This is a genomic window from Granulicatella adiacens ATCC 49175 (assembly GCF_025150565.1).
Taxonomy (GTDB): domain Bacteria; phylum Bacillota; class Bacilli; order Lactobacillales; family Aerococcaceae; genus Granulicatella; species Granulicatella adiacens.
The window spans coordinates 968,628-981,846 of the sequence record NZ_CP102283.1; the positions used below are offsets into that span (position 1 = coordinate 968,628).

Annotated in this window: 10 protein-coding genes; 9 read left to right on the forward strand and 1 reads right to left on the reverse strand. The window is 35.8% G+C overall.

Annotated elements, in window-relative coordinates; genetic code table 11:
- The 7 genes from dprA (at position 1) to NQ540_RS04865 (ending at position 7,868) form a co-directional block, all read left to right on the forward strand.
- Positions 1-867, forward strand: coding sequence for a DNA-processing protein DprA (gene dprA / locus NQ540_RS04835; RefSeq protein ID WP_005605435.1), 867 nt, complete (start codon positions 1-3; stop codon positions 865-867).
- A gap of 147 nt (positions 868-1,014) precedes the next feature.
- The gene (gene topA, locus NQ540_RS04840; protein ID WP_005605437.1) at positions 1,015-3,087 is read left to right on the forward strand and encodes a type I DNA topoisomerase; all 2,073 of its coding nucleotides are present in this window, start codon (positions 1,015-1,017) and stop codon (positions 3,085-3,087) included.
- A 172-nt stretch (positions 3,088-3,259) separates the two neighbouring features.
- Entirely contained in the window at positions 3,260-4,213 is a 954-nt protein-coding gene (xerC, locus tag NQ540_RS04845) for a tyrosine recombinase XerC (RefSeq protein WP_050755084.1), read from the forward strand.
- Positions 4,210-4,740: an HslVU peptidase proteolytic subunit gene (gene hslV / locus NQ540_RS04850; protein WP_005605441.1), complete on the forward strand. Its 531-nt coding sequence runs from the start codon at positions 4,210-4,212 to the stop codon at positions 4,738-4,740. The genes xerC and hslV overlap by 4 nt, the downstream gene beginning before the upstream one ends.
- A gap of 12 nt (positions 4,741-4,752) precedes the next feature.
- Positions 4,753-6,159, forward strand: a complete 1,407-nt coding sequence (gene hslU / locus NQ540_RS04855; RefSeq protein ID WP_005605443.1) for an ATP-dependent protease ATPase subunit HslU — start codon at positions 4,753-4,755, stop codon at positions 6,157-6,159.
- A gap of 17 nt (positions 6,160-6,176) precedes the next feature.
- The gene (codY, locus tag NQ540_RS04860; protein WP_005605445.1) at positions 6,177-6,980 is read left to right on the forward strand and encodes a GTP-sensing pleiotropic transcriptional regulator CodY; all 804 of its coding nucleotides are present in this window, start codon (positions 6,177-6,179) and stop codon (positions 6,978-6,980) included.
- A gap of 15 nt (positions 6,981-6,995) precedes the next feature.
- Positions 6,996-7,868, forward strand: a complete 873-nt coding sequence (locus NQ540_RS04865) for an aldose epimerase family protein (RefSeq protein WP_005605447.1) — start codon at positions 6,996-6,998, stop codon at positions 7,866-7,868.
- Positions 7,869-7,887: 19 nt separating this feature from the next.
- Here the strand turns inward: NQ540_RS04865 and plsY are convergent, their stop codons facing one another.
- Positions 7,888-8,508 carry a glycerol-3-phosphate 1-O-acyltransferase PlsY gene (gene plsY / locus NQ540_RS04870; RefSeq protein WP_005605448.1) on the reverse strand — a complete coding sequence of 207 codons (621 nt, stop codon included), beginning with the start codon at positions 8,506-8,508 and terminating at the stop codon, positions 7,888-7,890.
- Positions 8,509-8,679: 171 nt separating this feature from the next.
- On the opposite strand from plsY, the gene parE reads away from it, so the two are divergent.
- Both parE and parC read left to right on the forward strand, forming a co-directional pair.
- The gene (gene parE / locus NQ540_RS04875) at positions 8,680-10,740 is read left to right on the forward strand and encodes a DNA topoisomerase IV subunit B (protein ID WP_005605450.1); all 2,061 of its coding nucleotides are present in this window, start codon (positions 8,680-8,682) and stop codon (positions 10,738-10,740) included.
- 1 nt (position 10,741) lies between these two features.
- Entirely contained in the window at positions 10,742-13,210 is a 2,469-nt protein-coding gene (gene parC, locus NQ540_RS04880; protein WP_005605452.1) for a DNA topoisomerase IV subunit A, read from the forward strand.
- Positions 13,211-13,219: the final 9 nt, after the last annotated feature.

Genomic DNA, 13,219 nt, shown 5'->3' on the forward strand with positions numbered 1-13,219 from the left:
ATGTTATTAACAAAAAGAAAACTATTAATTGGAATAGCGATTAGTGAAAAATTAAATAGTAAACAGTTTTATGAGTTATTTCAAAAATTGAATGATGATGTTTCTTTAATTCATCCATTTGTTTTAGGGGATGTAAAATTCAGCTTGCCCGAAGAAACTTCTAAATGGTTAGAGACATTTGATTGGTTAGCTTCTTTTGAAAAAATGAAGGTAGAAAAAGTAAAAGTATTGACCATTTTGGATGCCGAATATCCAAGACGGTTAAAAGAAATTTATTTACCTCCAATTGTTCTTTTCTATAAAGGAGAATGGTCTTTGTTAAATGAACGTTTAGTCGCTTTGGTAGGTTCTAGAGAACATTCAAACTATGCAAAACAATGTACGAAAACTATTGTACAGGATTTAGTGCAGAAAAAAATCGGAATTATTAGCGGTTTAGCCAAGGGGGTCGATTCTTTAGCACACCTTGAATGTTTGAAGGATGATGGAAAAACGATAGCGGTTATAGGAAGTGGATTAGATGTTGTATATCCACCTGAAAATGCTAATCTCTATAAAGAAATAGGGGAAAAAGGTCTTATTATTTCTGAATATCCTTTAGGAAGTCGACCTTTGAAGTTTCATTTTCCTTACCGAAATCGCATCATAGCAGGGTTAAGCCATGGAGTTTGTGTAGTAGAAGCTAATGAGAGAAGTGGAAGTCTAATTACTGCTAATATTGCCTTGAGTGAAAATAGAGAGGTATTTGCTATTCCTGGAAGTATTTTTTCATCACATTCAAAAGGAACTAATCAACTAATTGAAGCTGGAGCTTGTTTAGTTTCTAGCGCTGAAACTATTGATAAAAATCTACATTACTTTCCATAAAAAAACTATAAGAGATAATTTGTTGCCTTGACAAAAAGAATGTGTTTAGATATGATGACAAAAGACAATTTAAACAATCTCGCTAAATACAGGCTTTTTGCCTGATATTTTAATATTAGACAGAGTAATGATGGAAGGAGCCATTTAATGGTGAAGCAAAACTTAGTGATTGTAGAGTCTCCTACAAAAGCTAAAACCATTGAACGCTATTTGGGGAAAAATTTTAAAGTGGTCGCAAGTAAAGGTCACTTAAGAGATTTACCTAAGAGCAAAATGGGTGTAGATATTGAAAATAATTATGAACCTCATTATATTTCGATTCGAGGGAAGGGCGATTTAATTAAGTCTCTTAAAAAGGAAGCAGCCAAAGCAGATGCAGTTTATCTTGCAAGTGACCCGGATAGAGAAGGAGAAGCTATTTCTTGGCATTTAGCGCATTTATTAGGACTTGATTTAAACAAACCTATTCGTGTGGAGTTTAATGAGATTACAAAAGATGCAATTAAAGAAGCATTTAAGAATCCTAGAATGATTGACATGGATTTAGTTGATGCGCAACAAGCACGTCGTATTTTAGACCGCCTTGTGGGTTACACTTTATCTCCTATTTTATGGAAGAAAGTGAAAAAAGGATTGAGTGCTGGTCGTGTTCAAAGTATCGCGGTAAAATTAATTATTGATCGCGAAAACGAAATTAAAGCATTCGTTCCAGAAGAATACTGGACTCTTGAAGGACAATTCAAAAAAGAAAAGAAAGCTTTTGTAGCAAATTATTATGGTACAACTGCTGAGAAAGCGTCTTTAGATAAAGAAGCGACTGTTAAATCAGTTATGAACGAACTTTCTGAGAAGAAACCATTCAAAGTTACTAAAGTAACGAAGAAAGAACGTAGACGCAATCCTGCAGCTCCATTTACAACAAGTAGCTTGCAACAAGATGCGTCAAACCGCTTAAACTTCAGAACGCGAAAAACAATGATGGTAGCTCAACAACTTTATGAAGGGGTATCTCTTGGTCGTAGTGGTTCAGTTGGTTTGATTACGTATATGCGTACAGACTCAACTCGAATTTCAGCATCTGCCCAAAATGAGGCTTCTGAGTTCATTGAGAAAGAGTTTGGTAAAGATTACTGTCTTGCAACTAAACGCACTGTAAAGAATGCTGAAGGCGCTCAAGATGCTCACGAAGCAATTCGTCCTTCATCTGTTATACGTACACCGGATTCAATCGCAAGTTATTTAACAAAAGATCAATTGAAATTGTACACCTTAATTTGGTCTCGATTTGTTGCTAGTCAAATGACTGCAGCAGTTTATGATACTGTACAAGTAGATTTAGAACAAAACAATCATGTGTTTAAGGCAAATGGATCTACAATTAAGTTTGCTGGGTATCAAAAGGTATATCAAGATAATGCAGAAGCGAAAAAAGGAAACGTGCTTCCAGAAATGCAAGTTGGGGATGAAGTTCAATTAGCAAAACTAAATCCAGAACAACATTTCACACAACCGCCTGCACGTTATTCTGAAGCTACGTTAATTAAAACATTAGAAGAAATTGGTGTTGGTCGTCCATCAACGTATGCACCAACAATCGAAACAATCCAAAAACGTTACTACGTTAAATTAGTTTCTAAACGTTTTGAACCAACGGAACTTGGATATGTTGTTCATCAAATTATCGAACAATACTTCCCAAATATTGTGGATACTCATTTTACTGCTTCAATGGAAGATAATCTCGACCTTGTTGAAGAAGGGAAAGAAGAGTGGGTACAAGTTATCGATAAGTTTTACCAACCATTCAAGGTTGAAGTGGATAAAGCGGAAGTAGAAATCGAGAAAGTTCAGATTAAAGATGAACCAGCTGGATTCAACTGTGAAAAATGCGGCCATCCGATGGTGATTAAATTAGGTCGCTTTGGTAAATTCTACGCATGTAGCAATTTCCCAGAATGTCATCATACACAAGCCATTGTTAAAGATATTGGGATTACATGTCCAACTTGTGGCAAAGGGAAAGTGATTGAACGTAAGTCGAAGAAAAATCGTATCTTCTATGGTTGTGATCGTTATCCTGAATGTGAATTCGTTTCATGGGATAAACCAGTAGGACGTAATTGTCCAAAATGTGAACACTACTTAGTTGAGAAAAAAGGTCGCGGTGGAAAACAAATTGTGTGTAGTAATTGCGATTATAAAGAGGAAGTTCAAAAATAAAGGAAAGAGCACTTGGAGAAATCTGGGTGCTCTCTTTATGTGCGTGAAATTATGTTAGTGCATTGACTATGACGCAGAGTTTATTAAATATGTATTAATTGTCTTAATAATTTTGACAATTCGGTTGTAAGAAAGTGCTTACTGTGATAAAGTTAACGATAGGAGGAAGATGATGAAGAATGAAATGCAAGATTTCTTAGCGTATATAAAAGTTGAACGGCGTTATTCACCAGAGACGATTCATGCGTATGAGCGTGATATTCAACATTTCTGCGATTACTTAACAGAAGTTCCAATTACGTCATGGAACGATGTATCTGTCGTTGATGTTCGAATCTATTTAGGAGTTTTACATCGTGAAAACTATAATCGTTCAAGTATTTCTCGGTTCCTTTCAAGTTTACGTTCTTTTTATCATTTTTTGGTAGAACGAAAAGCAGTAGAATCAAATCCTTTTGCGTCAGTCAGTTATAAAAAGGGTAAAATGCTTCTTCCAGAGTTTTTTTATGAAGATGAAATTGAAAAATTTATCAATTCTATTGATGGAAATCAGTCTTTAGACCAACGTAATAAAGCTCTAGTCGAAGTATTATATGCTACAGGTATGCGTGTCAGTGAGTTAACGAATTTAACTCTTGAGCAATTAGACCTGGATAATAGCATTATCCTCGTCATCGGTAAAGGTTCTAAAGAACGCTATGTTCCGATTGGTGACTTTGCAAGAACGGCTTTAGAAACTTATCTTGAAGAAGGACGAAAGGATCTTATGGCTAAAGAAAGGAAGGAGCATTTTTTCGTGTTTGTGAATCATTTAGGTGATCCACTGACGACTAATGGAGTTCGTTATATTTTAGAAAAACTAATTCAAGAAAGTGGACTAACATTAAAGATTCATCCACATATGCTAAGACATACGTTTGCAACGCATTTGTTGAATAATGGTGCGGATATGCGAACCGTTCAGGAACTTTTAGGGCATGTGAGTCTCAGTTCGACTCAAATATATACACATGTGACAAAAGAAGCTCTTCAACAAAATTACCAATTATATTTTCCAAGGTCTAAAGCTGGGAAGAACGAATTTGACGCTAGTGCCTTTAATAAGAATAACGGAGGAAAATCATGACTACAATTTGTGCAGTAAAAAAAGATAACCAAGTTGCTATGGCTGGTGACGGTCAAGTGACAATGGGTGAAAAAGTGATAATGAAGGGGACCGCTCGTAAAATCCGTCGTATTTTTGACAATCAAGTACTTGTGGGATTTGCTGGTGGTGTAGCAGATGCAATTACTTTAGAAGAAATGTTTGAAGATAAACTTAAACAATTCAAAGGGAACTTACAACGTGCAGCTATTGAAATGGCGAAACAATGGAGAAGTGACCGTGGTTTACAAAAATTAGAAGCGATGTTAATCGTAATGAATAAAGAACAAGTGTTACTTGTTTCAGGGACAGGAGAAGTCATTGAACCAGATGATGGTATTCTAACAATTGGTTCTGGTGGAAACTACGCTTTATCAGCTGCTAGAGGTCTCCTAAGATTTGGGGATTCGAATTTAACAGCAGAAGATATTGCTCGTGAAAGTTTAAAAATCGCTTCAGAGATTGATATTTTTACAAATGATAATATCATTACTGAAACGTTGGCGTAAGGAAGTGGAAGTATGCAAGCAAATATTAGTAAAACACCTAGAGAAGTTGTATCTGAATTAGATCAATTCATCGTTGGGCAACAGGATGCAAAACGAGCGTTAGCGGTGGCTCTTCGTAATCGTTACCGTCGTCTATTATTAGATGAAGAAATGAAAAAGGAAGTCACTCCTAAAAATTTATTGATGATTGGTCCTACTGGGGTTGGTAAAACCGAATTGGCTCGTCGTCTTGCTAAATTAGTTGATGCACCATTTGCAAAAGTCGAAGCGACAAAATTTACCGAAGTGGGTTATGTCGGACGTGATGTAGAATCGATGGTTCGTGATTTGGTGGAGAATGCGATTCAAATTGTAACTAAACTAAAACAAGAAGAAGTAAAACTACAAGCTTTTGATAAGGCTGTTAAAAAGCTTGCGAAGATTTTAAAACCTGGAATCATGAAGAAAGTTTCGAACCCACAACAAGATTCTCTCTTCAATATGTTCCAACAAATGGGCATTCAAAACCCTGGATTAGAACCTGAAATGAAGGAAGAAGTTACAGAAGAAATTGCTCAAAGTCGTCGTGATATTGAGCAACAATTAAGAAATGGAGTACTTGATTCAAAAGAAGTAACGATTGAATTAACAGAGAAACCAATGCGGATGGCGGGATCTGGTAACCAAATGGAACAAATGATGCAAATTCAATCCGTTCTTGACCAGATGACTCCTAAGAAGAAAATTAGCCGTACAGTCACTGTTAAAGAAGCGTTAGAACTATTAACGGAGGAAGAAGCAAATAACCTTATCAATCAGGAAGATATGCATGCAGAAGCTTTAAAACTAGCTGAAACATCAGGAATTATCTTTATCGATGAAATTGATAAGATTGCTGCCAAAGGTCAAAACGGTGGGGAAGTTTCAAGAGAAGGAGTACAAAGAGATATATTACCAATTGTTGAGGGTAGTCAAGTGAATACGAAGTACGGTGTGATTAATACAGACCATATTCTGTTTATCGCTTCTGGGGCGTTCCATGTGGCTAAACCAAGTGATTTAATGCCCGAGCTACAAGGGCGATTCCCGATTCGGGTTGAATTACAAGATTTATCAAAAGAAGATTTTGAACGCATTTTAATGGAACCTAAAAACGCATTATTAAAACAGTATAAGGCATTACTTGCTACTGAAAATGTGGAAGTCGTTTTCACAAAAGAAGCTGTTTCAAAATTGGCTGAGATTGCTTTCGAAGTGAATAGTACAATGGAAAATATTGGTGCTCGCCGTCTTCACACTATTTTAGAAACTGTATTAGAAGAATTATTGTTCGAAGCACCAACGATGCAAATGGGAAGCATCCAAATAACTGAACAATATGTAGAAAGTAAATTAAATGCGATTCGAGAGGATCAAGATTTAACTAAATACATTTTATAAAAAAGGAGAATATACTCATGCGTAAAGTTTTAGCTGATTTAAGGAAGATTAATGAAATTGTCCAGTATGATAATATTTGGAGAGATTCTGAAACAGCGGATTTACCATTTAATAAACTAACAGAAATTTTGGGAACTCTTTTGAAAGTTGATTTATATATCGCATCAAGCGATGGAAGATTGTTAGGAATTCATGATGAATTTCAAGTAAATAACGATCGTATGAAAGAGTATAAAAATAGTAGACAATTTCCGGATTTTTATATGGACGGATTAACATCTTTAAAATTCACGAAGGAAAATATACCTGTAACGGATGAACTAACGATTTTTCCGGTTGAATTACATGATAATTTCAAGAATGCAATGACCACCATTATTCCAATTTTTGCTTCAGGAATTCAACTAGGCTTTGTAGTAATGGGGAAGGATGAGGAACCTTTTTCAACCGACGATCTTATTTTGGCTGAACACGCAGGAACAGTAATTGGAACAGAAATGTTGCACTGGTATACAAGAAAGATTGAGCAAGAAAAGAGAGAACAACAAAATGTTCATTTAGCTCTTAGTTCGTTATCTTATAGTGAATTAGAAGCCATTAAAGTGATTATCCAATTGTTTGATGGTATGGATTTAAGATTCACTGCTTTAAAAATTGCGAAAGAATATAATATTACTCGTACAGTAATTGTAAATGCTATTCGTAAACTTGAATCAGCAGGAATTATTGAAAGTCGCAGCCTAGGAACTAAAGGAACCTATATAAAAATAAAAAATCAAAATATCAAAAAATCCTTATTAACTGAATTAAAACATTCATAATTTAGAGGCGATTACATGGATAACATTTCTTTAGAAAATAAATTTTTAAAAGTCAGAGTAAAAATTTTTGGGGCAGAACTAACTTCTGTATTTGATAAAGAGACTCATACGGAATATATGTATCAACCAGATGGGATTCATTGGAATAAACAATCTCCAATTTTATTTCCGAATATTGGTGCTATTCGAAATAACTCTTTTTCCTACAAAGGGAATGATTACGAAGCTAGAAAACATGGTTTTGCTCGTGACTATGCATTTAAGTTAGAGGATAATGGAAGTGATTTTGCCACTTTTTTACTCACGAATGAGATGATCGAGGAAAACTATCCTTTCGATTTTCAATTGCGTCTAAAATACACTTTAAATGGTCGTCAATTAGATATGAGTTATTTCGTTACTACTCAAAGTCCTGAAATGTACTTTGCAATTGGTGGTCATCCTGCATTTAGAGTACCGTTGGAAGAAGGATTGTCGTTTGAAGATTATCGAATCCAATTAGATTCGGAAAGTTCGATTCATAAACTTGAATTAGAGATTCCATATCTTGCTTCACTTGAAGGGGTTTCGTATCCAGAAAAAGAATTTCGATTACACCATGATTTATTTACGAATGATGTATTATTATTTAAATCAAATTCCCCTCATTTCAAAGGAAAGTTGTACTCTCAAAAAGGGAATAAAAGCGTAACCGTACTTTTAAATGGGATTGGCGCGTTAGGAGTATGGACTATGCCAGATGATTCTCCTTTTGTTTGTTTTGAACCTTGGGATGGATATCCAGACTTGGCGAATGATTTTACGCAAAATTTAGAAGAAAAAAAGAATGTCTTGAAAATTACAAACAAGACACCTTATCAATCTACAGCCAGTTTTATTTTCGAGTAAACGAAAAGACACTAAGTACTTACTTAGTGTCTTTATTTTTTTGTTCCCAAGGCATTGGAACTTTATTTTCTGTTCCGTTTAAAATTCTTTGAATATTAGAACGGTGTCGGTAAATGATAAAAATATCTATTGCAAGTGCAAAAAGTGTTAGTGTCCAATCATTAAATAGTAGTGAAAGGAATACTCCTAAAGTGATAGTTACCATAGCAGTAAGACTAACCATTCGTGTAATTGCAAGTAGTACTAAGAAAATAATAAGTCCATATAAAAGTAATAATGGTTGGTAAGCTAAAATCATTCCAGCAAAAGTAGCAACCGCTTTTCCTCCTTTGAATGAAGCAAAAATGGGAAAAGTATGACCAATAACCGCGAATGAGGCAATCCACAATGGAGAAATATCAGGTTGCTTAAATATAGTTAAAGCAAGAATCATCGCTAAGAATCCTTTAAAGATATCACAGAATAATACTAGGGAACCCGCTTTTTTTCCTAAAACTCGAAACGCATTTGTTGATCCTAAATTTCCACTCCCATATTGGCGAATATCTTTTTTAAAGAAATACTGCCCAACCCATAATCCAGATGGAATCGAACCAAGTAAGTATGCCACTATGGCACCAATTATAAATGTAAATGACATTTGTTTGACTTCTCCTTTTAAAAACAGTCTAGAAACAGTTTAACACAAAAACATTTTAACTTACAATTCTAATAAGAAATATTATTATAACGCTATTTATGAAGGGAAATCTTGCGAAAATATTTAAAAACAAGTATTATAGATAAGATGATGAAAAAAGGAGAGTATTAAATGAGCAAAGTGACGAATCAGTATAATGATGATGCGATTCAAGTTTTAGAAGGTCTTGAAGCTGTTCGTAAACGTCCAGGGATGTATATTGGATCAACTGATCATCGAGGACTTCATCACTTAGCGTATGAAATTGTTGATAATGCGGTCGATGAGGCATTATCAGGTTACGCTACAAAAATTGAAGTAACAATTCATAAAGATCAATCACTTTCAGTAAAAGATAATGGTCGTGGAATGCCAACGGGAAAACATGCTTCTGGAATTCCTACTATTCAAGTTATCTTTACTGTATTACATGCCGGTGGTAAATTCGGCCAAGGTGGATATAAAACATCAGGTGGTCTTCACGGTGTTGGGGCGTCTGTTGTTAACGCGTTGTCAGATTGGTTAACCGTAGAAGTTTTGCGAGATGGAACATTATACAAACAATCGTTTAAAAATGGTGGTGAACCAGTCGGAACTGTTAAAAAAGAAAAAACAAGCCGTCGTGGTTCTGGAACTACAGTTACTTTCCTTCCAAGTGATAAGACATTTTCAACAACGAATTGGTCTTATGAAACATTAGCTGAACGTTTAAGAGAATCAGCGTTCTTATTAAAAGGACTTACAATTGTTTTAACAGATGAGCGTACTGGAGAATCAGAAACGTTCCATTATGAAGAAGGAATTCGCGATTTTATCCAATACTTAAATGAAGAAAAAGATACATTATCTCCTGTTGTTGATTTTGATAGCACAGTGGATGGTGTTGAAACCGAATTTGCATTCCAATATAACGATGGTTATTCAGAAACGATTTTATCTTTTGTAAATAACGTTCGTACAAAAGACGGTGGTACTCACGAAGTGGGAATGAAGAGTGCCTTAACAAAAGCGTTCAACGAATACGCACGTAAAGTTGGTCTTTTAAAAGAGAAAGACAAAAACTTAGAAGGTAGCGATGTTCGCGAAGGATTAACAGCGATTATTTCGCTTCGTATTCCTGAAGAGATTCTACAATTTGAAGGACAAACGAAAGATAAATTAGGGACACCTGCTGCTCGCGGAATTGTTGATAATACAATTTCTGAACAACTAGGTTTCTTCTTAACGGAAAACGGTGAAATTGCACAGGAATTAATTCGTAAAGCCATTAAAGCACGTGAAGCGCGTGAGGCGAGTCGTAAGGCCAGAGAAGAGAGCCGTAATGGTAAGAAGGGCAAGAAGAAGGAAACACTTCTTTCTGGTAAATTAACGCCTGCTCAAAGTAAGAACCCTAAGAAGAATGAACTTTACTTAGTAGAGGGGGATTCTGCCGGAGGTTCTGCAAAACAAGGTCGTGACCGCAAGTTCCAAGCGATTCTTCCATTGCGTGGTAAAGTTATCAATACTGAAAAAGCATCGATTTCAGATATTTTGAAAAATGAAGAGATTAACACGATCATTTATACAATTGGTGCTGGTGTTGGTAGTGACTTCAAGATTGAGGATTGTAACTATGACAAAATTGTTATTATGACCGATGCGGATACCGATGGGGCTCACATTCAAGTCTTGCTGTTAACATTCTTCTATCGTTATATGAAACCATTGATTGAAGCCGGAAAAGTTTATCTTGCATTACCACCTTTATATAAAATTTCTAAAGGAACTGGTAAAAAACAAGTGATTGAGTATGCGTGGACAGAAAAAGAACTTGAAGAGAAGACTAAATTAGTCGGAAAAGGCTACTTATTACAACGTTATAAAGGTCTTGGGGAAATGAACGCTGACCAATTATGGGATACTACCATGAACCCAGATACAAGAACGTTAATTCGTGTTGTGATCGATGATAAAGCTCAAGCAGAACGTCGTGTAAGCACTTTGATGGGGAATAAAGTGGAACCTCGTCGTAAGTGGATTGAACGCCACGTTGAGTTTGGTCTGGAAGAAGATAAGAGCATTTTAGAATCAGATGTAAATGCCATTAGCACAACAGCTAGTCCGAAAAAAGAAGAAAAGAAACCATCAGTTAAGAAAAAAGAAGCAACAATTGATCATGTAGAACAATTGTCGTTACTAGGAGAGGAGGAATAGTATGAGTCAAATTCAAGATATTCAAGAATTGAATCTGGAAGATGTAATGGGTGACCGATTTGGACGTTATTCAAAATACATTATCCAAGACCGTGCTCTTCCTGATATCCGTGATGGCTTGAAACCAGTACAACGTCGTATTTTATATGCGATGTCTATCGATGGAAACACAAGCGATAAACAATTCCGTAAATCAGCAAAGACTGTCGGTAACGTAATCGGTAATTTCCACCCACACGGAGACTCTTCAGTTTATGAAGCAATGGTTCGTATGAGTCAAGATTGGAAACTTCGTGATGTGTTAATTGAAATGCATGGGAATAACGGTAGTATGGATGGAGACCCTGCTGCTGCGATGCGTTATACGGAAGCTCGTCTTTCTAAAATCTCAGAAGAATTACTAAAAGATTTAGACAAGAAAACCGTTGAATTTGTTTTAAACTTCGATGATACAGAAGAAGAACCGACTGTACTTCCTGCGCGTTATCCAAACCTTCTTGTAAATGGAGCTACTGGGATTTCAGCCGGTTACGCTACAGAAATTCCTACTCATAACTTAGGAGAAGTCATCGATGCAACCATTCATGCGATTGACCATCCTAAAGCGACTGTGAAAGAATTGATGCAATTTGTTAAAGGTCCTGATTTCCCAACAGGAGGAATTATTCAGGGGCTTGAGGAATTAGAACAAGCGTATGAAACTGGACGCGGTAAAGTAGTGATCCGTTCGAAAACGAAAATCGAACCGATTAAAGGTGGAAAATCGCAAATCATTATTTCAGAGATTCCTTATGAAGTAAACAAAGCTTTATTAGTGAAAAAGATTGATGAAATTCGCTTGAATAAGAAGATTGACGGGATTGCTGAAGTAAGGGACGAATCAGACCGTACTGGGCTTCAAATCGTTGTTGAATTGAAGAAAGAAGCTAATGCAGAGGGAATCTTAAACTACTTATTGAAGAATACAGATTTACAAGTGAACTATAACTTCAATATGGTCGCTATCGATGAACGCCGACCTGTACAAGTAGGATTAAAAACAATTCTAACTTCTTATATCAACTTCCAAAAAGAAGTGATTACGAGACGTACGCAATATGATTTGAAGAAGGCTCAAGATCGTCTTCATATCGTTGATGGTTTGATGAAGGCTTTATCGATTTTAGATGAAGTCATCGCATTAATTCGTAACAGTAAAGACAAGAAACATGCGAAAGAACGTTTAGTGGAAACATATGACTTCACAATGATTCAAGCAGAAGCGATTGTAAACTTACAATTGTATCGTTTAACAAATACGGATATTACAATCCTTCAAAATGAGAAGCTTGATTTAAATGAGCAAATCGCAACTTTCTTAAGTATCTTAAAATCTGAAAAAACACTTCTTCAAGTCATGAAGAGTGAACTACGTGATTTGAAGAAGAAGTATGCAACGCCTCGTTTAACGCAAATTCAAGCTGAAATTGAAGAGATTAAGATTGAAACTGAAGTGTTAGTCACCGAAGAAGAAGTATATGTGGTTGCTACAAAACAAGGATACTACAAACGTGTTAGCCCACGTTCATTTGCTTCAAGCGCTCCAGAAGAAAACGGAATGCGTGAAGGGGATGAAGTAGTTCTTTGCCAAAAAGCTTCTACATTAGATAACTTAATTCTATTTACTTCAAAAGGAAATTACTTACACTTACCAGTACATGAAATTCCAGAAGCGAAATGGAAAGATGTCGGAAACCACTTAAGCCAGTCTATTTCTTTAGGTAGCAACGAAGTCATTCTGACTGGATTTGTCAAGGCTAAAGATAGTGATGACTCTTATAAAGATTGGACGGTTGTCTTCTTTACAAAAGAGGGCTTAGTGAAACAAACATTATTCAATGAGTTTACAACGTACCGAGGATACAAGACTCGTACAAGTAATGCGATGAAATTGAAGACTACAACGGATGAAGTAGTCAAAGTGGTTGTCACAAACCCAGAAAGTTTAGAAGTATTTATCGTGACGCACTGTGGATTTGGTTTACGTTATGAATTAAGCGAAATTCCAGTAGTTGGTACTGTAGCCAGCGGTGTGAAAGCAATCAACCTTCGTAAAGAAGATTTTGTTGCTGGGGCGATGGTTTATTCATTAGAACATAAAGTTGTTTCTGCATTCCTTACAACACAGCGTGGGGCTGTAAAACGATTCAATGTATTAGAAATTTCGATGCTTACACGTGCAAAACGTGGACTTATGGTTTTACGTGAATTGAAAACAAAACCTCATCGTGTCGTATTCTTAGATGGAGAAATCACTTCAAGCAGTGAATACACAATCATTGCTGGAAACGGCGAAACAAAAGTGGTTAGACCAATGGACTTAACACTTGTAGATCGTACAAGTAATGGTTCAATGCTTCTAGGGGATAACGACCAGGAAGTAAAAGCTGTATTGGCAAACTTTGACTACAGTTCATTGAAAGAACAATAGAGATTATAA

Coding starts and splice junctions, on each gene's coding strand:
- dprA (WP_005605435.1), top strand. CDS start 1: ATGTTATTAACAAAAAGAAAACTATTAATTGGAATAGCGATTAGTGAA.
- topA (WP_005605437.1), top strand. CDS start 1,015: ATGGTGAAGCAAAACTTAGTGATTGTAGAGTCTCCTACAAAAGCTAAA.
- xerC (WP_050755084.1), top strand. CDS start 3,260: ATGAAGAATGAAATGCAAGATTTCTTAGCGTATATAAAAGTTGAACGG.
- hslV (WP_005605441.1), top strand. CDS start 4,210: ATGACTACAATTTGTGCAGTAAAAAAAGATAACCAAGTTGCTATGGCT.
- hslU (WP_005605443.1), top strand. CDS start 4,753: ATGCAAGCAAATATTAGTAAAACACCTAGAGAAGTTGTATCTGAATTA.
- codY (WP_005605445.1), top strand. CDS start 6,177: ATGCGTAAAGTTTTAGCTGATTTAAGGAAGATTAATGAAATTGTCCAG.
- NQ540_RS04865 (WP_005605447.1), top strand. CDS start 6,996: ATGGATAACATTTCTTTAGAAAATAAATTTTTAAAAGTCAGAGTAAAA.
- plsY (WP_005605448.1), bottom strand. CDS start 8,508: ATGTCATTTACATTTATAATTGGTGCCATAGTGGCATACTTACTTGGT.
- parE (WP_005605450.1), top strand. CDS start 8,680: ATGAGCAAAGTGACGAATCAGTATAATGATGATGCGATTCAAGTTTTA.
- parC (WP_005605452.1), top strand. CDS start 10,742: ATGAGTCAAATTCAAGATATTCAAGAATTGAATCTGGAAGATGTAATG.